General features: G+C 72.2%; 14 protein-coding genes. 2 read left to right on the forward strand and 12 right to left on the reverse strand.

Features of this window, described 5'->3' with window-relative positions:
* Positions 1–104: 104 nt before the first annotated feature.
* From sigJ to ACFZDI_RS31180, 3 genes are read right to left on the reverse strand one after another with little or no spacing between them, the layout of a single operon-like run.
* Entirely contained in the window at positions 105–1,055 is a 951-nt protein-coding gene (gene sigJ / locus ACFZDI_RS31170) for an RNA polymerase sigma factor SigJ (RefSeq protein ID WP_391255080.1), read from the reverse strand.
* Positions 1,056–1,065: 10 nt separating this feature from the next.
* Complete coding sequence (locus ACFZDI_RS31175) at positions 1,066–3,441, reverse strand: bifunctional salicylyl-CoA 5-hydroxylase/oxidoreductase (protein ID WP_391255084.1); 2,376 nt, start codon at positions 3,439–3,441, stop codon at positions 1,066–1,068.
* Positions 3,426–4,253 carry an enoyl-CoA hydratase family protein gene (locus tag ACFZDI_RS31180; RefSeq protein WP_234847227.1) on the reverse strand — a complete coding sequence of 276 codons (828 nt, stop codon included), beginning with the start codon at positions 4,251–4,253 and terminating at the stop codon, positions 3,426–3,428. The genes ACFZDI_RS31175 and ACFZDI_RS31180 overlap by 16 nt, the downstream gene beginning before the upstream one ends.
* Positions 4,254–4,573: 320 nt before the next feature.
* Here ACFZDI_RS31180 and ACFZDI_RS31185 point away from each other — a divergent pair, with 320 nt between their 5' ends.
* Entirely contained in the window at positions 4,574–5,029 is a 456-nt protein-coding gene (locus ACFZDI_RS31185) for an ATP-binding protein (RefSeq protein ID WP_234847228.1), read from the forward strand.
* Between the two features lie 65 nt (positions 5,030–5,094).
* On the opposite strand, the gene argF is transcribed toward ACFZDI_RS31185, so the two are convergent.
* The 9 genes from argF to ACFZDI_RS31230 form a co-directional block, all read right to left on the reverse strand.
* Positions 5,095–6,102: an ornithine carbamoyltransferase gene (gene argF, locus ACFZDI_RS31190; RefSeq protein WP_391255088.1), complete on the reverse strand. Its 1,008-nt coding sequence runs from the start codon at positions 6,100–6,102 to the stop codon at positions 5,095–5,097.
* A gap of 93 nt (positions 6,103–6,195) precedes the next feature.
* Positions 6,196–7,419, reverse strand: a complete 1,224-nt coding sequence (locus ACFZDI_RS31195) for an arginine deiminase (RefSeq protein WP_234847230.1) — start codon at positions 7,417–7,419, stop codon at positions 6,196–6,198.
* Positions 7,420–7,613: 194 nt separating this feature from the next.
* Positions 7,614–10,157: a polynucleotide kinase-phosphatase gene (locus ACFZDI_RS31200; protein WP_391255092.1), complete on the reverse strand. Its 2,544-nt coding sequence runs from the start codon at positions 10,155–10,157 to the stop codon at positions 7,614–7,616.
* A complete protein-coding gene (locus ACFZDI_RS31205) occupies positions 10,154–11,617 on the reverse strand; it encodes a 3' terminal RNA ribose 2'-O-methyltransferase Hen1 (protein WP_391255095.1) in 1,464 nt (487 codons plus the stop codon). The genes ACFZDI_RS31200 and ACFZDI_RS31205 overlap by 4 nt, the downstream gene beginning before the upstream one ends.
* 157 nt (positions 11,618–11,774) lie before the next feature.
* A complete protein-coding gene (locus tag ACFZDI_RS31210) occupies positions 11,775–12,698 on the reverse strand; it encodes an LLM class F420-dependent oxidoreductase (protein WP_361109873.1) in 924 nt (307 codons plus the stop codon).
* Between the two features lie 584 nt (positions 12,699–13,282).
* Positions 13,283–13,753 (reverse strand): DUF6099 family protein, encoded by a 471-nt coding sequence (locus tag ACFZDI_RS31215; RefSeq protein WP_391255099.1) that lies wholly within the window; start codon positions 13,751–13,753, stop codon positions 13,283–13,285.
* 209 nt (positions 13,754–13,962) lie between these two features.
* The gene (locus tag ACFZDI_RS31220) at positions 13,963–14,322 is read right to left on the reverse strand and encodes a nucleotide pyrophosphohydrolase (protein ID WP_234847235.1); all 360 of its coding nucleotides are present in this window, start codon (positions 14,320–14,322) and stop codon (positions 13,963–13,965) included.
* Positions 14,315–15,490 (reverse strand): ATP-binding protein, encoded by a 1,176-nt coding sequence (locus ACFZDI_RS31225; protein ID WP_391255103.1) that lies wholly within the window; start codon positions 15,488–15,490, stop codon positions 14,315–14,317. The genes ACFZDI_RS31220 and ACFZDI_RS31225 overlap by 8 nt, the downstream gene beginning before the upstream one ends.
* Positions 15,491–15,563: 73 nt before the next feature.
* Complete coding sequence (locus tag ACFZDI_RS31230; RefSeq protein WP_030838486.1) at positions 15,564–15,959, reverse strand: cell division protein SepF; 396 nt, start codon at positions 15,957–15,959, stop codon at positions 15,564–15,566.
* Between the two features lie 192 nt (positions 15,960–16,151).
* On the opposite strand from ACFZDI_RS31230, the gene ACFZDI_RS31235 reads away from it, so the two are divergent.
* Positions 16,152–20,234: a molybdopterin-dependent oxidoreductase gene (locus tag ACFZDI_RS31235; protein ID WP_391255106.1), complete on the forward strand. Its 4,083-nt coding sequence runs from the start codon at positions 16,152–16,154 to the stop codon at positions 20,232–20,234.
* The last annotated feature ends 152 nt before the right edge of the window (positions 20,235–20,386 follow it).

Below are 20,386 nucleotides of genomic sequence, written 5' to 3' on the forward strand. Positions count from 1 at the left end.
TGTCATGACGGCTGTCTTCAGCGGGTTTCGCCTCTTGAACCGGGCGGCCCGCCGTTTCCTGACAGGAGCGCGATGTGATCCACGTCACATGGCGGTGAGTCGGGTCAGAAGACCCTGAGCAGGGGCTCTCCGCGGTCGTCCGCGGCCCACAGGCGGGTCGCGCGTTCGAGCTTGTCGGGATTGACCTGGTTGCGGAACGCCATGATGCCGTCGTCGGCGACCTCCAGGCACATGACGCCGATGACCCGGCCGTCGAGGACCACCACGAGGGCGGGGTCGCCGTTGGCGCTCCAGGCGTACACGTCGGGCGAGCCGCCGACCAGGGCACGCTTGGCCGCGCTGGGCTTGAACAGACCCCGCATGAACTTCGCGACCGCGAGGGCTCCCTCGAACGCCCGGGCGCGCGCGGGGACCTTCCCGCCGCCGTCGCCGACCGCGACGGCGTCCCCGGTGAGCAGCTGCACGAGCGGCTCGGTCTTGCCGCTGGAGGCGGCAGCGAGGAACTCGCCGATGATCCGCCGGGCGGCGGCCTCGTCGATCTCGGTGCGGGTACGGGCCCTGCCGTCCGCGACGTGCTTCTTCGCGCGGTGGAAGATCTGCTGGCTGGAGGCCTCGGTGATGTCGAGGATCTCCGCGATCTCCCGGTGCGGATAGTCGAAGGCCTCGCGCAGGACGTACACGGCCCGCTCGTTCGGGGAGAGGCGCGCCAGCAGGACGAGCACCGCGTACGAGACCGACTCGCGCTGCTCGGCGGTGTCGGCCGGCCCCAGCATCGGGTCCCCGGCGAGCAGCGGCTCGGGCAGCCACTGCCCCACGTAGGTCTCACGCCGGGCACGGGCCGAGGTGAGCTGGTTGAGGCACAGGTTGGTGAGCACCTTCGTCAGCCAGGCCTCGGGGACCTCGATGCGGCCGGTGTCGGCGGCCTGCCAGCGCAGGAACGTCTCCTGGACGGCGTCCTCGGCCTCACTCGCCGACCCGAGCATCCGGTAGGCCACGGCCTCCAGGCGAGGTCGGGAGGCTTCGAACCGGTCCACGTCGTCCAGCGTCAGGGGCATGCCACGGATCCTAACGTCCGCGGGCGTCACCGCCTCCGAGATCCAGTCGCGGCTTCGGGGCGTCCAGGCGGCCCGTCTGGGGGCGCCGGCTGCCCGCGCGGTACGGGGCCGGCCAGGGCGCGCCCGGCCCCGAGTAGCCCTGCTCGGCCGCCGCGTGCAGGGTCCAGTGGGGGTCGTAGAGGTGGGGGCGGGCGAGGGCGCAGAGGTCGGTGCGGCCCGCCAGGATCAGGGAGTTGACGTCGTCCCAGGAGGAGATCGCGCCGACCGCGATCACCGGGACGCCGGTGGTGTGGCGGATCCGGTCCGCGAACGGCGTCTGGTACGACCGCCCGAACTCCGGCCGCTCGTCGGCCACGACCTGGCCCGTCGACACGTCGATCGCGTCCGCGCCGTGCGCGGCGAAGGCCCGGGCGATCTCGACGGCCTCCTCCGGGGTCGTCCCGCCCTCGGCCCAGTCGGCGGCGGAGATGCGGACGGTCATGGGCCGCTCCCCCGGCCACACGTTCCGTACGGCGTCGAAGACCTCCAGCGGGAAGCGCAGCCGCTTCTCCAGGGAGCCGCCGTAGGCGTCGGTGCGCCGGTTCGTCAGCGGGGAGAGGAAGCCGGACAGCAGGTAGCCGTGCGCGCAGTGCAGTTCCAGCAGGTCGAAGCCGGCCCGGGCGGCGCGCACCGCGGACGCCGTGAACTGCTCCCGGACGTCGGTCAGCTGGGCACGGGACAGCTCACGCGGCGTCTGGCTGAACTCCTTGTACGGCAGCGCGGAGGGAGCCACGAGCGGCCAGTTGCCCTCCTCCAGCGGCTCGTCCATGCCCTCCCACATCAGTTTCGTGGAGCCCTTGCGGCCGCTGTGGCCGAGCTGCACGCCGATGGCGGTGCCGGGTGCCTGGGCGTGCACGAAGTTCGTGATCCGCTTCCAGGCCTCGGCCTGCCGGCCGGTGTAGAGGCCGGCGCAGCCGGGCGTGATCCGGCCCTGCTCGCTGACGCACACCATCTCGGTCATCACCAGCCCGGCCCCGCCCAGCGCCCGGGCGCCCAGGTGGACGAGGTGGAAGTCGCCCGGGACGCCGTCGACCGCCGAGTACATGTCCATGGGCGAGACGACGACCCGGTTGCGCAGGGTCAGTCCGCGCAGCCGGAACGGCGTGAACATCGGGGGCGTGCCGGGCGGGCAGCCGAACTCGCGCTCCACCCGCTGCGTGAAGCGGGCGTCGCGCAGCCGCAGGTTGTCGTGCGTGACGCGGCGGCTGCGGGTGAGCAGGTTGAAGGCGAACTGGCGGGGCGGCTGGTCCACGTACAGGGGGAGGTTCTCGAACCACTCCAGGCTGGCCCGGGCCGCGCGCTGCGTGGAGGCGACGACGGGGCGCCGCTCCGTCTCGTAGGCGGCCAGGGCCTCGGACAGCGAGCCCTGCTCCTCCAGGCATGCGGCCAGGGCCAGCGCGTCCTCCACGGCGAGCTTGGTGCCGGAGCCGATGGAGAAGTGGGCGGTGTGGGCGGCGTCCCCGAGGAGGACGAGATTGCCGTGCGACCAGCGGTCGTTGACCACCGTGCGGAACGTCGTCCACGTGGAGTTGTTCGACTGCAGGGGGCGACCGCGGAGCGCCTCCGCGAAGATCTTGGCGCAGCGCTCGATCGACTCCGCCGTGCCCAGCTCGTCGAAACCGGCGGCGTGCCAGACCTCTTCGCGCATCTCGACGATCACCGTCGAGGCGTCCGGGGCGTAGGGGTAGCCGTGGAGCTGCATGACGCCGTGTTCGGTCTCGGCGATCTCGAAGCGGAAGGAGTCGAAGGGGAAGTCGGCGGCGAGCCAGATGTAGCGGCAGCGGTGGGACGTCACCCGGGGGCGGAAGACGTCCGCATGGGTCTCGCGGGTGGTGCTGTGGACACCGTCGGCGGCGATGACCAGGTCGTGGGTGTGCGGGAGGTCGTCCGGGGCCTCGGTGTGGAAGCGCAGGTCGACGCCGAGGTCGCGGCAGCGGGTGTGGAGGATTTCGAGCAGCCGCTTGCGGCCCAGGGCCGCGAAACCGTGTCCGCCGGAGGTGTGCCGGCTGCCGCGGTGGACGATGTCGATGTCGTCCCAGCGGGTGAAGTGCTGCTGGAGGGCCTGGTAGACCTCCGGGTCGGCGTGTTCGATGCCGCCGAGGGTTTCGTCGGAGAGGACGACGCCGAAGCCGAAGGTGTCGTCGGGGGCGTTGCGTTCCCAGACGGTGATGTGCCGGTTCGGGTCGAGGCGTTTGAGGAGGGCGGCGGCGTAGAGGCCGCCGGGGCCGCCGCCGACGATCGCGACGCGCAGGGGGTGGCTCGTGTCGTGGTGCGGGCGCGGGTGCGTTGCGGCCTGTCGCGCAGTTTCCCGCGCCCCTGTGGGGGCGTCCACTATCGTCCGCTCCATTTCGGGGGGCGCTTCTCCGTGAACGCCGCGTGGAACTCGGCGTAGTCCTCTCCCGTCATCAGCAGGGCCTGGGTCGAGGCGTCGAGTTCGATCGAGGCCGCCAAGGGCATGTCCAGCTCAGCCGTCAGGAGTGCCTTGGTCTGGGCGTACGCCAAGGCCGGGCCTTCTGCCAGGCGGTGGGCCAGTTGCCGGGACGTCTCGTCCGCCCGGCCCTCCTCCGTCAGTTCGCTGATCAGGCCGATGCGCTCGGCCTCCAGGGCGCGGACGGGGTCGCCCAGCATCAGCAGGCGGGTCGCGTGGCCCAGGCCGACGACCCGGGGCAGGAGGTAGGCCGCGCCCATGTCACCGCCGGAGAGGCCGACGCGGGTGAAGAGGAAGGCGAAGCGGGTCGTCGGGTCGGCGACGCGGAAGTCCGCGGCCAGGGCGAGGACAGCTCCGGCACCCGCCGCCACGCCGTGCAGCGACGCGATCACCGGGAACGGGCACTCCCGGACGGCGCGGACCACCTGCCCGGTCATCCGGTTGAAGTCCAGTAGCCGGGCGGTGTCCATGCCGAGGGTGGCGCCGATGATCTCGTCGACGTCGCCGCCGGAGCAGAAGCCGCGGCCCTCGCCGGCCAGCACCAGGGCCCGTACGGACCGCTCCCGGGACAGCTCCGCGAGCAGGTCGCGCAGATCGGCGTAGGCGCCGAAGGTGAGCGCGTTGAGTTTCTCGGGCCGGGCCAGGGTGACGGTCGCGACGCCGTCGGCGACGTCGACGCGCAGATGCTCCCAGCCGGGGGTGCGGGCGGCGGAGCCGGTGAAGGGACTCATGACGTGCGGCCTCCTCGGGCGGGCACTGCCTCACTGAGCTCTACCCCTCGAAGCTATCACTCATCCGTGACTGTCGTCATGAGTGCGCGATAGACCGTACGGGTAGGACTTCGGTGAGGGCCAGGCGCGACCCGGCCCGGTCACATTCGTCACAGATCGTCCACACCGGCGTAACGGCGGGAGCAGCGGTGCGCGGCGGCGCGTTCACCTGGGTAAGCCGTCCGGCATGGAGGCAAGGGCGCCTCCGACGGTGCCCCTCGGACGTCTGCGAAGAGCGGCGCCGTACCATTCATCAGGTTGAAAGCAGGATCTCCTGCTCCATGAACGGACCCGCCTTGTACGAACTCCCCTCCGCCCCCGCCTCGTGGCGCATCGCGCTGCCGCACACCACAGCGGCGGTGCCCGTGGCCCGCGCCCTGGTCCGTACGGCGCTGGCCGAGCTGGAGCACGGGGCGGACTGCGACACCGCGGAGCTGCTGACGGCCGAGCTGGTGGCGAACGCCGTGGAGCACACCACGGGCGAGACGCCGATAGAGCTGGTCGTGGAGCTGATGCCGTCGGGCTGCCAGGTGGAGGTGCACGACACCGACCCCTCCCCGCCCGGTGACCTCACCTGTCCGCTCGGCGGTCCGCCCGACCCCTGGCAGGAGCACGGGCGGGGGCTGCTACTGATCCGCACCCTGAGCTCCTCCTGCGGGCACCGGCCGACCGAGTCCGGCAAGGCGGTCTGGTTCCGGCTGGCCGCGGTACCGGCTCAACGGCGCCGGTCGGCGTGAGGGCCGGCCCGGGGCCCGTTCAGGCCGGGCGCCGGTCGGGGTGAGCGTCGGTGCGCGGCCCGTTTTCAGGCCAGGGTCGCCACCATGACCGCCTTGATGGTGTGCATCCGGTTCTCCGCCTCGTCGAAGACGACCGAGTGGGCCGACTCGAAGACCTCGTCGGAGACCTCCAGGTACTCCAGGCCGTAGGCCGCGTGGATCTCCTGGCCGACCCTGGTGCCGAGGTCGTGGAAGGCCGGGAGGCAGTGCAGGAACTTCACGTCCGGGTTGCCGGTGGCGCGCAGGACGTCCATGGTCACCGCGTACGGCGTGAGGGCCGTGATGCGCTCGGCCCAGACCTCCTTCGGCTCGCCCATGGAGACCCAGACGTCCGTGGCGACGAAGTCGGCGCCGCGGACGCCCTCGTCCACGGTCTCGGTGAGCGTGATGCGGGCACCGCTGGCCTCGGCGAGCGCGCGGGCCCGGTCGACGATCTCCTCGGCCGGCCAGTACTCCTTCGGTGCGACCAGCCGCACGTCCATGCCGAGCAGGGCGCCGGTGACCAGGTAGGAGTTGCCCATGTTGAAGCGGGCGTCACCGAGGTAGGCGAAGGAGACCTCGTGCAGCGGCTTGGCGCAGTGCTCGGTCATGGTCAGCACGTCGGCGAGCATCTGGGTGGGATGCCAGTCGTCGGTGAGCCCGTTGTAGACGGGGACACCCGCGTGCGCCGCCAGCTCCTCCACCTTCTGCTGGCTGTCACCCCGGTACTCGATGGCGTCGTACATCCGGCCCAGCACCCGCGCGGTGTCCTTGACCGACTCCTTGTGCCCGATCTGGGAGCCGAAGGGGTCGAGGTACGTGGTCGAGGCGCCCTGGTCGGCGGCCGCGACCTCGAACGCGCAGCGGGTGCGGGTGGAGGTCTTCTCGAAGATCAACGCGATGTTCCGGCCCTGGAGGTACCGGGGCTCGATCCCGCCCTTCTTGGCGGCCTTGAGGTCGGCGGCCAGCTCGACCAGTCCGCGGAACTCCTCCGCAGTGAAGTCCAGCTCTTTGAGCAGATGGCGGCCCGCGAGGGCGGTCGGGACAGTCGCCATGGGGCGCTCCAGGGATACGGGGGACACAGACTGCTGGAATACTATACGAAAGACAGCATGCCTATACGAGCTTCTCGGGGCCGGGGCTGCCTCCTAGACCGGATCACGTTCGACCGGGCAGCTCATGCACCGCGGCCCGCCCCGGCCGCGGCCCAGCTCGCTCCCCGGGATCTCTATCACCTCGATGCCCTGTTTGCGCAGGTGGGTGTTGGTGGTGGAATTCCGCTCGTAGGCGACCACGACCCCCGGTTCGACGGCGAGGACGTTGCAGCCGTCGTCCCACTGCTCGCGCTCGGCCGCGTGCACGTCCTGGGTGGCGGTCAGCACACGGATCCTGTCCAGGCCGAGGGCGGCGGCGATCGCGCGGTGCATGTGCTCCGGCGGATGGTCGGTGACCTTCAGCTCCTTCTCGCCGACGCCCGGCTCGATGGTGTACGAGCGGAGCATGCCGAGGCCCGCGTACTGGGTGAAGGTGTCGCCGTCGACCATCGTCATCACGGTGTCGAGGTGCATGAAGGCCCGCCGCTTGGGCATGTCGAGGGCCACGATCGTCTCGGCGGAACCGGCGGCGAACAGCTTGTGCGCGAGCATCTCCACGGCCTGCGGGGTGGTGCGCTCGCTCATGCCGATGAGCACCGCCCCGTTGCCGATGACCAGCACGTCCCCGCCCTCGATGGTCGACGGGTAGTCGGCCTGCCCCTCGGACCACTCGTGGAAGGTCTCGTCGCGGAACAGCGGATGGTGCCGGTAGATCGCCTCGAAGTGCACGGTCTCGCGCTGCCGGGCCGGCCAGCGCATGGCGTTGATGGACACGCCGTCGTAGATCCAGGCGGAGGTGTCGCGGGTGAAGAGGTGGTTGGGCAGCGGGCCCAGCAGGAAGTCGTCCAGCTCCATGACGTGGAAGCGCACCGAGGAGGGCTCCGGGTTCACGTCGAGGAACTCGCGTTTGGTCATGCCGCCGACCAGGACCTCGGCCAGCTCCCGGGCGGGCATGTTCTCGAAGGCGGCTCTGAGCGGGTCGGTCGCCAGCGGGCCGTACTCCTTCTCGTCGAAGACCCGGTCCAGGACGAGGGATCTGGCCGCCGGGACCTCGAGCGTCTCGGCCAGCAGGTCGCCGAAGAGGTGGACGGCGACACCGCGGTCGCGCAGCACGTCGGCGAACCCGTCGTGCTCGGCGCGGGCCCTGCGCACCCACAGCACGTCGTCGAAGAGCAGCGAGGTCTTGTTGCTGGGGGTGAGCCTTTTGAGCTCGAGATCGGGCCGGTGCAGGATGACACGGCGCAGGCGCCCGGCCTCGGAGTGGACGTGGTATGCCATGCCTCCATCCTGACCGCCAAGGCCCGGGTTGACGCGCGTCCCGCACGTTTCGACGCGCTTCTGTTCGCGTCAGGGTGACGACAATGGGGCCGCGGCGACGCGGCTCCGCAGGTGGCGCACGGTGAAGACGCCACGGTCCTCCTCCACCCCACCCGGCCGAGCACCCGGTGTCCGGGTGCTCGGCCGGGCTTTGGCTACAGCCTCGGGTCCACCGGCTCCGACTCCAGTGCCAGCACCCCGAACACCGCCTCGTGCACCCGCCACAGCGGCTCGCCCTCGGCCAGCCGGTCCAGGGCCTCCAGGCCCAGGGCGTACTCGCGGATCGCCAGGGACCGCTTGTGGTTGAGGAAGCGCGACCGCAGCCGGGCGAGGTTCTCCGGCCGCGTGTACTCGGGGCCGTAGATGATCCGCAGGTACTCGCGGCCGCGGCACTTGATGCCGGGCTGCACCAGGCGGCCCTGCCCGTCGCGGACCACCGCGCCGACCGGCTTGACGACCATGCCCTCACCGCCGCGGCCGGTCATCTCCAGCCACCAGTCGACACCGGCCCGCACCGACTCCGGGTCGGCGGTGTCGACGTAGAGCCTGCGGGTGGTCTGCAGCAGGCCGCTGCCGTCGTGCTCGACGAGCCGGTCGAGCAGCGCGAGCTGCTCGTCGTGCGGCAGGCCGGCGAGGCTGCGCCCCTGGACCGCGAGGATCTGGAACGGCGCCAGACGCACGCCCTCGAGCCCGTCCGTGGTCCAGCAGTAGCGGCGGTACGCCTCGGTGAACGCGGCGGCGTCCGTGGCGCGTTCACCGGTGCGGGTGAGCAGGCCGGCCACGTCCACGCCCCGGTCCGCCGCGCTCCGCAGCGCGCTCAGCGCCTGCGGGAGCACCGCGCCGGACGCGGCGCCCACGGCGGCGTACTGGGACCGCAGGAGCCCGGACGCCTTCAGCGACCAGGGCATCAACTCGGCGTCCAGCAGCAGCCAGTCCGTCTCCAGTTCGTCCCAGAGGCCGGCCTCGCCGATCGCGGTGCGCAGTCGGTCCAGGATCTCCTCGGTCAGGGCGGCGTCGTCGAGGAAGGGGCGGCCGGTGCGGGTGTAGAGGGACCCGGTGGTCCCTCCCCCGACGCCGAAGCGCTTGCGTGCGGCCTCGGCGTCGCGGCACACCAGGGCCACCGCCCGCGAACCCATGTGCTTCTCCTCGCACACGACCCGCGCGACACCGTCGTCCTTGTACTGGGCGAACGCCTCCGCCGGGTGCTCCAGGTAGCCCTCGACGTGGCTCGTGGCCGTCGGGGCCATGGTCGGCGGGAGGTACGGCAGCAGGCGCGGGTCCACCGCGAAGCGGCTCATGACCTCCAGGGCCGCCGCCGCGTTCTCCTCGCGGATCGCCACGCGTCCCTGGTGCCGGGTCTCCACGACCCTGCGGCCCCGCACGTCCGCCAGGTCCAGCGGACGGCCGTCCTGCCCGCCGGGCGCCTCGCTGCGCAGCGGCTTCGTCGGCTCGTACCAGACCTGCTCCGCGGGGACGTCGGCCAGCTCGCGCTCCGGCCAGCGCAGCGCGGTGAGCTTGCCGCCGAAGACGGCTCCGGTGTCCAGGCAGATGGTGTTGTTCAGCCAGGTCGCCTCCGGCACCGGGGTGTGGCCGTAGACGACCGCGGCCCGGCCCCGGTAGTCCTCCGCCCACGGGTAGCGCACCGGCAGGCCGAACTCGTCGGTCTCCCCGGTGGTGTCGCCGTACAGGGCGTGGCTGCGGACCCGGCCGGAGGTGCGGCCGTGGTACTTCTCGGGCAGACCGGCGTGGCAGACGACCAGCCGGCCGCCGTCGAGGACGTAGTGGCTGACGAGGCCGTCGAGGAACTCCCTTACCTCGGCGAGGAACTCCTCGCTCTCACCGGCCATCTGCTCGATGGTCTCGGCGAGGCCGTGGGTGTGCTGGACCTTGCGGCCGCGCAGGTAACGGCCGTACTTGTTCTCGTGGTTGCCGGGCACGCACAGGGCGCTGCCGGACTTCACCATCGCCATCACGCGGCGCAGCACGCCGGGGCTGTCCGGGCCGCGGTCGACCAGGTCGCCGACGAAGACGGCCGTGCGGCCCTCCGGGTGGACGCCGTCGACGTAGCCCAGCTTGGCCAGCAGCGACTCCAGTTCGGCCGAGCAGCCGTGGATGTCGCCGATGATGTCGAACGGGCCGGTCAGGTGGGTCAGGTCGTTGAAGCGCTTCTCGGTGACGACCGTGGCGTGCTCGACCTCGTCGACACCGCGCAGGACGTGCACCTTGCGGAAGCCCTCGCGCTCCAGGTGCCGCAGGGAACGGCGAAGTTCACGGGTGTGGCGGTGGATGACCCGGCGGGGCATGTCGGCGCGGTCGGTGCGGGCCGCGTTGCGCTCGGCGCACACCTCCTCGGGCACGTCGAGCACGATCGCGATCGGCAGCACGTCGTACTGCCTGGCCAGGTCGATCAGCTGACGGCGGGCGTCGGACTGCACGCTGGTCGCGTCCACGACCGTACGGCGGCCTGCGGCCAGGCGCTTGCCCGCGATGTAGTGCAGGACGTCGAAGGCGTCCCTGGTGGCGCCCTGGTCGTTCTCGTCGTCGGAGACGAGGCCGCGGCAGAAGTCGGAGGAGATGACCTCGGTGGGCTTGAAGTGCCGGCGGGCGAAGGTGGATTTGCCGGAGCCGGACGCCCCGATCAGCACCACCAGGGACAGGTCGGTGACGGGCAGCACGCGCCCCTGCGTCTCGTCGGTCATGCCGCCTTCGCCTCCTTCGGGGTGGTCATCGTGAACACGGCCATCTGGGTGGGCGGACCCACCTCGGAGTCGTCGGGGCCCACGGCGACGAACTCCACTGCGTAGCCGTGCCGTTCCGCCACCGCCTCGGCCCACGCGCGGAACTCGGCGCGGGTCCACTCGAAACGGTGGTCGCCGTGCCGGACGTGCCCGGCGGGGAGGGACTCCCAGCGCACGTTGTACTCGACGTTCGGGGTGGTCACGAGGACCGTCCTCGGACGCGCCGAGCCGAACACCGCGTACTCCAGGGCGGGCAGCCGGGGCAGGTCGAGGTGCTCGATCACTTCGCTGAGCACGGCGGCGTCGTAGCCCTTGAGCCGCGCGTCGGTGTACGCGAGCGAACCCTGGAAGAGCTGGACGCGGGAGGCCTGCCGCTCGCCCATGCGGTCCAGTTTCAGCCGCCGGGAGGCGATGGTGAGCGCCCGCATGGACACGTCCACGCCGACGATCTCGGTGAACGCCGGGTCCTTGAGCAGGGCCTGCACCAACTGGCCCTGACCGCAGCCCAGATCGAGCACCCGGGCGGCACCGGCCTGCCGCAGTGCCGTGACGATCGCCTCGCGGCGCTGCACGGCCAGCGGGGTCGGCTTCTCCTCGGCCTCGGTCTCCGCCTCGACGGCGTTGTCGATCTCCTCGACCTCGCTGTCGTCGGTCTCGGCGAGCCGCACCAGTTCCAGGCGCTCGGTGGCCTGCCGGGTCAGCGACCAGCGGCGCGAGAGGTAGCGGCTGGTGATCAGCCGCTGCTCCGGGTGGCCGGGCAGCCAGCCCTCACCGACGCGCAGCAGCTTGTCGACCTCGTCGGGGGCGACCCAGTAGTGCTTGGCATCGTCGAGGACCGGGAGCAGGACGTAGAGGTGGCGCAGGGCCTCGGCGACAGTGAGTGTGTCCGACTCCAGGACGAGGCTCACGTACCGCGAGTCGCCCCACTCGGGGAACGCGGTGTCCAGCGGCACGGGTTCCGCCGTGACGGCCCATCCGAGCGGCTCGAAGAGGCCCCGCACGAGGTCGGGGCCGCCGCGGGCGGGCAGCGCGGGCACCTCGACACGCAGCGGCCTGGCCTGTCCGGGCAGCTCCGGCCGGGCGTTGCAGACGCCCTTCATCGCACTGGAGAAGACGTTGCTCAGCGCCACGGCGAGCAGGGAGGAGGCCGCGTAGGGGCGGTCGTTGACGTACTGCGCGAGGACCGCGTCCGGGGCGCCGCCGCGTCCCTTGCCCTTGCCACGCCTGACCAGTGCCACCGCGTCCACCTCCAGCAACAGCGCCGCCGTGCAGCGCTGGGCTTCCGCCTCGGGGTAGAGGACGTGGGCCGTGCCGTAGGAGGTGGAGAACGCCTGCGCCTTGTCGGGATGCTTGTGCAGCAGATAGCCGAGGTCGGTGGCGGGACGTTCCGGCGTGCCGGTGGTCGTGATCGTCAGGAACATGCGGAGGGCCTCTCCGGCTGGGTGGATGTTTCGGTGCCGTACGCGCGAGAGCCCCCAGGAAGGGTGATCCTGGGGGCTCGGCAGGACGACGTCCCACAGCTTCGCACACCCGTGCCCACCAGCGCCTTCGGTTATCGAGGGCGGCCGGCGGGACCGGCTACGACAGCTGCGACTGCACCTGTGCCGAGATCAGCTCCAGGTGGTCGAGGTCGTACAGGTCGAGGACCTGGAGGTAGATGCGGCTGGAACCGGCCTCGGCGTAGCGGCCGATCTTGTCGACGACCTCGGCCGGGGAGCCGGCCAGGCCGTTGCGCTTCAGCTCGTCGGCCTCGCGGCCGATCGCGGCGGCCCGGCGGGCCACCTCCGCCTCGTCCCGGCCGACGCAGACGACGAGTGCGTTGGAGTACGTCAGGTCGTCGCCGCTGCGGCCCGCCTCCTCGGCGGCGGCGCGGACCCGGCCGAACTGGCGCTCGCTGTCCTCGACGGAGGCGAAGGGCATGTTGAACTCGTCGGCGTACTTCGCGGCCAGCCGCGGGGTGCGGGACGGGCCGTGGCCGCCGACGAGCACGGGGATCTTCGGCTGGGCCGGCTTGGGCAGGGCGGGAGAGTCCGTGAGGTCGTAGTACGAGCCGTGGAAGTCGAAGGTCTTGCCGGCCTCCGTCGCCCACAGACCGGTGACGATCTCCAGCTGCTCTTCGAGGCGGGCGAACTTCTCCTTGGGGAAGGGGATGCCGTAGGCCTTGTGCTCCTCCTCGAACCAGCCCGCGCCGAGGCCGAGTTCGACGCGGCCGCCGGACATCTGGTCGACCTGGGCGACCTGGATGGCGAGCACGCCGGGCAGCCGGAAGGTGCCGGCGGTCATCAGGGTGCCGAGCCGGATGCGCTTGGTCTCGCGGGCAAGTCCGGCGAGGGTGATCCAGGCGTCGGTGGGTCCGGGCAGGCCGTCCACGTTGCCCATGCGCAGGTAGTGGTCGGAACGGAAGAAGGCGTCAAAGCCGAGGTCCTCGGTGGCCTTGGCGACGGTGAGCAGAGTGTCGTAGGTCGCCCCCTGCTGGGGCTCGGTGAAGATGCGGAGGTCCATGCCTCAATCCTGCACGCCGGAGTGCGCGATCAGCAGGTCGGTCCCCGGGACCGGCCGGTCACCGGTCGGGGGAGATTTGCGTCGTTACCCCGGGGTCCGGGCGACTTGGCCAGTGACCGGCTCCGGCGATGATCGTTGGCTCGGGCGGATCCGGAGCCCCCGGCTTCCGCACCGGGGGGTGGATCGCCGGGGCGACATCCGCGCCGGCTTCACCGGCCGGGGGCCGAGGGGGCCGTCAATGCCCGAGAGACCGTGCCGCAGCAGAGCGGGACCGGGCAGCCGAAAGGGCTGTTGCAGCAAATGGCGCTGAACGCGGACCGGTCGGCGCTGGACGCGGACCTTCAGGCGGCGAAGGACGCGACCGGTCGGCGCTGGACGCGGACCTTCGGGCGGCGAGGGACGCGGACTTGCAGACGGCGGAGGGGTATGGGCCCCGGGCGGCGGGGAACGCCGAGCGCGCGGCCGAAGAGGAGGGGCGCGCGAGCCAGGCACCCCCACCCGGCGGCGCGCGCAGCGCGTATCCGTTCGTACGCACCGACGCGCCGTGGAGGCCCGCCTCCGCACGCACCCCCTGACCGGGCGCCCTATCCTGCCTCCCTCTCCGGCAGGGCCTGTTCCCGGTCGGCGAGTCTGCGGAGCATCTCCAGGACGCGGTCGCGGGACTCGTCCGCGGCGTCGATGGCCTCCATGCACTGCCAGTACGTGCCCTCGTCGTCGGCGGCGCTGGCCAGGGCGACGAGGGCGATGCCGACCTCGCCGAGGAGGCCGCCGAGGTACATCAGGGTGTGGCGGGCGTCGCCCAACTCGGTGAGCTGGCCCGCCCGCAGCTCACCGGGGGCGAGTTCCGGAGGGTCGAGGACACCGCAGCCCCGGCCCGCCAGCTCCGTCAGTCCCAGTGCCTCGCCGCGCAGTTCGGGTGGTCCGGCGACCGCCAGGCGGCTGCCTATCGCCTGCGCGAGGGCCTGCGCCTGCCACACCTCGGCCAAGGTCTCCCGCGCGTCGCCGCCCGCCGCCAGGGACCGCCTGCTTGTCACGATGAGCCGCACCGCGTCCATGCGCTGCCCCCGTCTTGTCCGACGCGCTGCGCGCGTCCGTCCGCCCACACTCCCTTGTTCACTACCCAGCGTGAGGGGGTGTGAGACGAAAAGCCAGAGGAAGGCGGAAATCTGCGGACAACAATTCGGATTCGGGCCGTCATTCGACTACGGAGAGTACAAGTGGACTGTTCTGCTCCAAACAACCGGGGCGTGCCCGGACGTGCTCGCTAGATCGGAAACCTCCGTTCGTTCCGGTCGATCTTCGCGTCCAGTGCCGCCAGCGGGTCGATGCCGAGCACCTCGCACAGCTGGAGCAGATACGCGAGCACGTCGGCGACCTCGTCCGTGACGCGGTGCGCGGTGTCCGGGTCGGCCATCACCCGCGCCGACTCCTCGGGCGTCAACCACTGGAAGATCTCGACCAGTTCGGACGCCTCGACGCTGAGGGCCGAGGCCAGGTTCTTGGGCGTGTGGTACGGCTGCCACTTCCGGGCGGCGGCGAATTCGGCCAGCCGTCGCTGCAGGGTCGCCACGTCCGGGGGTTCGCCGCTGGGGCCGGGCTGCGATGCGTCCAGTGGATCAGTCACGGTCCAGGTGTACCACCGTGACCCCTTCCGTGCCCTCGGCACACGAGCCGTCGCCGACCGCGCCGACGAGCCGGATGTGCCCCCGCCGGCACATCCGCGCCGCGAGGCCCAGCAACTGCCGTTGCTGCCGCGGGTCCAGACCCCGGTCGAAGCCGTCGGCGAGGATGGTGAGTGTCTGGAGTGCGGCGGGCACCTCGCCAGCCGGATCGACCTCCAGCACACCGGGTCCGGTGAGGAGGACCAACGCGAAGGCGAGGTAGCGGAGTTCGCCGTGCCCCAACCGGCCCAGGTCCGTGTGGAGGCCGTTGCCCCGGTCGACCGCGGCGGCGACCGTTCCGTCGTCGTTCAGCCGGGCGAGCACGTCCGTCACCGGCCCGGCGCAGCCGGACCGGGCCGCCGCCACGAACTGCGCGTGCCGTCGCCCGCACTCGGTGCGGGTGCGCCACAGCACGTCCGCGAGGTTGCCGCAGCCGCCCAGGAGGCGGCCGGAGCCGGCCTGGACGGGGCCGCGCATGAGGGCGGGCTGTGGGTCGCAGGCGAAGGCGGAGCGCAGGGCCACCACCATCTGCTCGGCCGCGGCCAGCACCCTGCGCTGCCCGAGCGTCGTGCCGGCGACGCGCAGGGGCAGCAGGGCGGTGCCGAGCCGGTCGTCCGGGAGCGGGCCGCGGGTCACGGGCGTCGGCCCGGCCGTGTGCCAGGCGGCCTGCACGGCGCGCTTGCCCGGGTCGCGCAGCGCGGTCTCCAGGAGGATCAGGCCGTCGGCCGTCAACCGCTCGCCCACGACGCGCAGTTCGGGTTCGGCCTGTACGGCGACGTCGAGGCGGACGGGGCCGGCGGGGCCGTCGGCCGTGCAGCCGATGCGGAAGCCCCGCCGGCGCTGGGCGTCGGGCCGGGCCCGCTCCGGTACGCAGGCGACGGGATCGGGGAAGGCCGCACCGAGCTCGGCGCCGCCCCCGAGCCGGGCGAGGGCCTCGTACGCCCGCAGCGCGCTGGTCTTGCCGGAGCCGCTCCGACCGGCGAGGAGGGTGAAGGGTCCCAGCGGGAACGCGGCGCGGCGGTGGGTGGTGAAGGCGGCCAGCCGCAATTCGGTGACGCAGGGGCGGTCGGGACGGTCGGGATCGGGGTGGTCGGGGGGTACGGGCACGGTGGGCGGAGCGGGCTGGGTCATGTCCGGACCGTAGGGTTCCGCGCGGGGGACGAACCGTTCCGTCTTCGAGGGGTTCCTACGATCGGGTTACGGCCTACACCCCGGGAAGCCCGGCCCCTTCCATCAACCCCGTCACCTCGGTGCCCGCCGGCGTCAGCAGGAACACGTTGCGGTCCACCCGGTGCATTCCGCTGGCCAGGCCGAAGACCACGCCCGTGCTGAAGTCGAGGACGCGCTTGGCGACCTCCGTCTCCGCGCCGGTGAGGTCGAGGAGGACGGGGACGCCCGCCATCAGCCGCTCGGCGACGTCCCGGGCGTCGGCGAAGACGTTCACGCGCAGGACGACGAAGCGGCGGCGGGTCTCCGTCTCGGCCTCGGGTATGGACCGGTGGCCGACGGCTGACGGCCAGGCGTCCCGGCCCCGCAGCGGCACGACCTGGGCGAGCCCCTCCCACTGTTCGTCGGTGACATCGTGGCTGTTCACCGGCATGCTCCGTCCTGGCTCGCGCTCGCTGTCTGCATCGGGCAATTCTTGCGCAGAGTCACCCGTTCGGCCCAATGTGACACGCTCCGCGACCTCATTGCACCTCACAACGGCCGGAAGGCGGCTGTGTGACGGGCGTAACTCCCGTTGATCAAGCCGTGTGACAGAGGCGTAACGGGCGATTCGTACCGTCGGGGCATGACCCAGACCCCCGGAGACCGGCCGGACACGCGGCAGGTGCGCACCGTCTGCTCGTACTGCGGTGTCGGCTGCGGTCTCGTGCTCGACGTGGGGACGGGCCCGGACGGGCGGCGCACGGTGCTGAAGGCGTCCGGTGACAAGGCGCACCCGGCGAACGCGGGGCGGCTGTGCACCAAGGGCGCGACCACGGCCGACCTGCTCGCCGCGCCCGGGCGGCTGACCGGCGCGCTGGTGCGGGACGACCGGGGCGAGGAGGCGGTGCCGGTGCCGGTGGCCGACGCGATCGCCGAGACGGCGGCGCGGCTGCGGGCGGTCGTCGACGAGCACGGGCCGGACGCGGTCGCCTTCTACGTGTCCGGGCAGATGAGCCTGGAGGCGCAGTATCTGGCGAACAAGCTGGCCAAGGGGTTCGTGGGGACGAACCGGATCGAGTCGAACTCGCGGCTGTGCATGGCGAGCGCGGGCACCGGATACAAGCTGTCGCTGGGCGCGGACGGCCCGCCCGGGTCGTACGAGGACTTCGACCGGGCTGACGCCTTCCTCGTCATCGGGTCGAACATGGCCGACTGCCATCCGATCCTGTTCCTGCGGATGATGGAGCGGGTCAAGGCGGGCGCCAGGCTGATCGTCGTCGACCCCCGGCGGACCGCGACCGCCGCCAAGGCCGATCTGTTCCTCCAGGTCCGGCCCGGCACGGACCTTGCGCTGCTGAACGGTCTGCTGCACCTGCTGCACGAGGACGGGCACACCGACCCCGAGTTCGTCGAGGCCCACACCGAGGGCTGGGAGGACCTGCCCGGGTTCCTCGCCGACTACCACCCGGCCGCCGTCGCCGGGATCACCGGCCTGGCCGAGGACGACCTGCGCGAGGCGGCCCGGATCATCGGCGCGGCGGGCCGGCGGTGGATGAGCTGCTGGACCATGGGGCTCAACCAGTCCACCCACGGCACCTGGAACACCAACGCCCTGGTCAATCTGCATCTGGCGACGGGTGCGATCTGCCGTCCGGGCGCCGGTCCGTTCTCCCTGACCGGGCAGCCCAACGCCATGGGCGGGCGCGAGATGGGCTACATGGGGCCGGGGCTTCCCGGGCAGCGGTCGGTGCTCGTCGAGGAGGAGCGGGCGTTCACCGAGGAGGTGTGGGAGCTGCCGCCGGGGACGCTGCGGGCCGACGGGGCAGGGCAGGGCACCGTCGATATGTTCCGGCGGATGGCCGACGGGGAGATCAAGGCCTGCTGGATCATCTGCACCAACCCGGTCGCCTCGGTCGCCAACCGCCGTACCGTCATCGAGGGTCTCGAGGCCGCCGAGTTCGTCGTCACGCAGGACGTGTTCACGGACACCGAGACGAACGCGTACGCCGACGTCGTCCTGCCCGGCGCGATGTGGACCGAGGCCGAGGGGGTGTTCGTCAACAGCGAGCGCAACCTCACGCTGACCCGGCAGGCCGCGGACCCGCCCGGGGAGGCGACGGCCGACTGGCGGATCATCGCCGAGGTGGCGCGCGCGATGGGATACGGGAAGGGCTTCTCGTACGACAGCGCCGAGCAGGTCTTCGAGGAGATCCGGCGGTTCCGGAACCCGAAGACCGGCTGGGACCTGCGCGGGGTGACCTACGAGCGGCTGCGGGAGACGCCCGTGCAGTGGCCGGCCGCACGGGAGGACGGGCCGGAGCGCAACCCGGTCCGGTACGTGGGTGAGGAGGGGCTGCGTTTCCCCACGGCTTCCGGGCGGGCCGTGTTCTTCGCGCGGCCGCACCTGCCCGCCGCCGAACTGCCGGACGACGACTATCCGTTCGTGCTCAACACCGGGCGGGTGCAGCACCAGTGGCACACGCTCACCAAGACCGGGAAGGTCGCCAAGCTCACCAAGCTGAACCCCGGGCCGTTCGTGGAGCTGCACCCCGAGGACGCCGCGGCGCTCGGGGCCGCCGAGGGCGACCTCGTCGAGGTGGCCTCGCGGCGCGGGCGGGCCGTGCTGCCGGCCGTGGTGACCGATCGGGTGCGGCAGGGCTGCTGCTTCGCGCCGTTCCACTGGAACGACCTGTTCGGGGAGTACCTGAGCATCAACGCCGTGACGAGCGACGCGGTCGATCCACTGTCGTTCCAGCCGGAGTTCAAAGCGTGTGCGGTGTCGCTGACGAAGGTGGCGGCACCCGCACCCCCGGCAGCGGCCCCCGCGCCTCAGGCAGTCGCGCCCGCACCTCGGGCAGCGGCGTCCGCGCCGGAGGCGCCGGCCCTGACGCCCACGACGGTGACGCCGAGCCCCGCGAATCCCTTCGGCCTCGAACCGTCCCCTCCCCCGGTGCTGTCCGCCCAGGAGCGCCGGTACCTCACCGGCTTCCTCGCCGGGCTCGGCTCGGGCGCCCCCGGGGTGCCGGTGCTGCCGCCCGACGCGCCCTTCTCCCCCGAGCACGCGCTGTGGGTGAACGGCGTCCTGGCCGGCATGTACTCGCGGACGGGGGCGGACGCGCCGCCGGAGCGGCCCGGGCGTGAGGTCGTGGTGCTGTGGGCCTCGCAGACCGGCAACGCGGAGGAGTTCGCCACGGCGACCGCCGAGCGGCTGACCTCGACGGGGCACCGTACGACCCTGGTCGGCATGGACGACGCCGACGTCGGCACACTCGCCCGCACGGCCGATCTGCTGTTCATCACCAGCACGTTCGGGGACGGCGACGCTCCCGACAACGGCTCCGGCTTCTGGGACGCGCTCCGCGGGGAGCGGGCCCCGCGGCTGGACGGGGTGCGGTACGCCGTACTGGCCTTCGGCGACTCCTCGTACGACGACTTCTGCGGGCACGGGCGGCGGCTGGACGCGCGGCTCGACGAGCTGGGCGGGGTGCGGCTGGCCCCGCGCACGGACTGCGAACCGGACTTCGAGCCGTCCGCCGGACAGTGGCTCGACCAGGTGCTGTCGGCGCTGGGCGGCTCGGCTGCCGCCCCGGCCGCCGAGCCCCGGACGAGGGCGAAGCCCGTCACCACGGCCCGGCTCGTCGGCAACCGGCTGCTCAGCGGGGCCGGGGCGGGCAAGGAGGTGCGGCGGTTCACCTTCGACACGAGTGGGACGGACCTGGCGTACGAGGCCGGGGACGCGTTGGGGGTGCGGCCGGTCAACGCGCCCTCGCTGGTGGCGGAGTGGCTCGCGGTGACAGGGGTGGACGCCGAGGCGGCCGTGGCGGTCGACGGTATCGGTGAGGTGCCGTTCGGTGAGGCGCTGCACCGGCATCTCGACATCACCCGGATCAGTCCCGACCTGCTCCGCTTCGTCGCCGAACGCGCCCGGGACAGGCATGAGTTGCGCCGGTTGCTGCGGCCGGACAACAAGGACGGCCTGGCGCAGTGGAGTTGGGGGCGGCAGGCTGTGGACGTGCTCGCCGAGTACGCGGTGCGGGCCAGCGCCGAGGAGTGGGCCGGGGTGCTGCGCCGGCTCCAGCCGCGGCTGTACTCCATATCCTCCAGCCCCCTGGTCGACCCCCGCCGGGTGGCGCTGACGGTGTCCGTGGTGCGGTACGAGAACCTGCACGGCAGGGCGCGCGGCGGGGTCTGCTCGCCGTACCTCGCGGACGCCGAACCGGACACGGAGGTACCGGTGTTCGTGCAGCGCTCTGCGCACTTCCGGCCGCCCGCCGACGCCTCGACCCCGATGATCATGGTCGGGCCGGGCACCGGTGTGGCGCCCTTCGTCGGTTTCCTCCAGGAGCGGCGGGCGCTCGGTCACCGGGCGCCGAACTGGCTGTTCTTCGGGGAGCAGCACCGGGCGACGGACTTCTACTACGAGGACGACCTGACGGCGCTGCTCGACGAGGGCACGCTCACGCGGCTGGACACCGCCTTCTCGCGCGACCAGCGCAACAAGGTGTACGTGCAGGACCGGATGCGCGAGCACGGGCCGGAGCTGTGGCACTGGCTGCGCGACGGGGCCCGCTTCTACGTCTGCGGCGACGCCTCCCGGATGGCGAAGGACGTGGACCGGGCGCTGCGGGACATCGTGGTGGCGCACGGAGGGCTGGGCGAGGCCGAGGCCACCGCGTACGTGAAGCAGCTGGCGGCGGACAAGCGGTACGTGCGGGACGTGTACTGACCCGGGTGTCAGGCGGCGGCCCGGCTGAAGCGGAGACTGGCGGTGACCGTCGTCCGGCCGCGGTCGCCCTCACGGACAAGGGCCGCCACCTGCTCTAGGAGGCCTCGGCCCCGCTCGCCGAGACGGTCACCGAGGCCCTGGCCCGCTTCATG

This window comes from Streptomyces sp. NPDC007907 (assembly GCF_042959365.1).
Classification (GTDB): domain Bacteria; phylum Actinomycetota; class Actinomycetes; order Streptomycetales; family Streptomycetaceae; genus Streptomyces; species Streptomyces indiaensis.

Excerpts from the sequence above, each read along its gene's own strand:
- sigJ (WP_391255080.1), bottom strand. The coding sequence starts at position 1,055 with ATGCCCCTGACGCTGGACGACGTGGACCGGTTCGAAGCCTCCCGACCT.
- ACFZDI_RS31175 (WP_391255084.1), bottom strand. The coding sequence starts at position 3,441 with ATGGAGCGGACGATAGTGGACGCCCCCACAGGGGCGCGGGAAACTGCG.
- ACFZDI_RS31180 (WP_234847227.1), bottom strand. The coding sequence starts at position 4,253 with ATGAGTCCCTTCACCGGCTCCGCCGCCCGCACCCCCGGCTGGGAGCAT.
- ACFZDI_RS31185 (WP_234847228.1), top strand. The coding sequence starts at position 4,574 with ATGAACGGACCCGCCTTGTACGAACTCCCCTCCGCCCCCGCCTCGTGG.
- argF (WP_391255088.1), bottom strand. The coding sequence starts at position 6,102 with ATGGCGACTGTCCCGACCGCCCTCGCGGGCCGCCATCTGCTCAAAGAG.
- ACFZDI_RS31195 (WP_234847230.1), bottom strand. The coding sequence starts at position 7,419 with ATGGCATACCACGTCCACTCCGAGGCCGGGCGCCTGCGCCGTGTCATC.
- ACFZDI_RS31200 (WP_391255092.1), bottom strand. The coding sequence starts at position 10,157 with ATGACCGACGAGACGCAGGGGCGCGTGCTGCCCGTCACCGACCTGTCC.
- ACFZDI_RS31205 (WP_391255095.1), bottom strand. The coding sequence starts at position 11,617 with ATGTTCCTGACGATCACGACCACCGGCACGCCGGAACGTCCCGCCACC.
- ACFZDI_RS31210 (WP_361109873.1), bottom strand. The coding sequence starts at position 12,698 with ATGGACCTCCGCATCTTCACCGAGCCCCAGCAGGGGGCGACCTACGAC.
- ACFZDI_RS31215 (WP_391255099.1), bottom strand. The coding sequence starts at position 13,753 with ATGGACGCGGTGCGGCTCATCGTGACAAGCAGGCGGTCCCTGGCGGCG.
- ACFZDI_RS31225 (WP_391255103.1), bottom strand. The coding sequence starts at position 15,490 with ATGACCCAGCCCGCTCCGCCCACCGTGCCCGTACCCCCCGACCACCCC.
- ACFZDI_RS31230 (WP_030838486.1), bottom strand. The coding sequence starts at position 15,959 with ATGCCGGTGAACAGCCACGATGTCACCGACGAACAGTGGGAGGGGCTC.
- ACFZDI_RS31235 (WP_391255106.1), top strand. The coding sequence starts at position 16,152 with ATGACCCAGACCCCCGGAGACCGGCCGGACACGCGGCAGGTGCGCACC.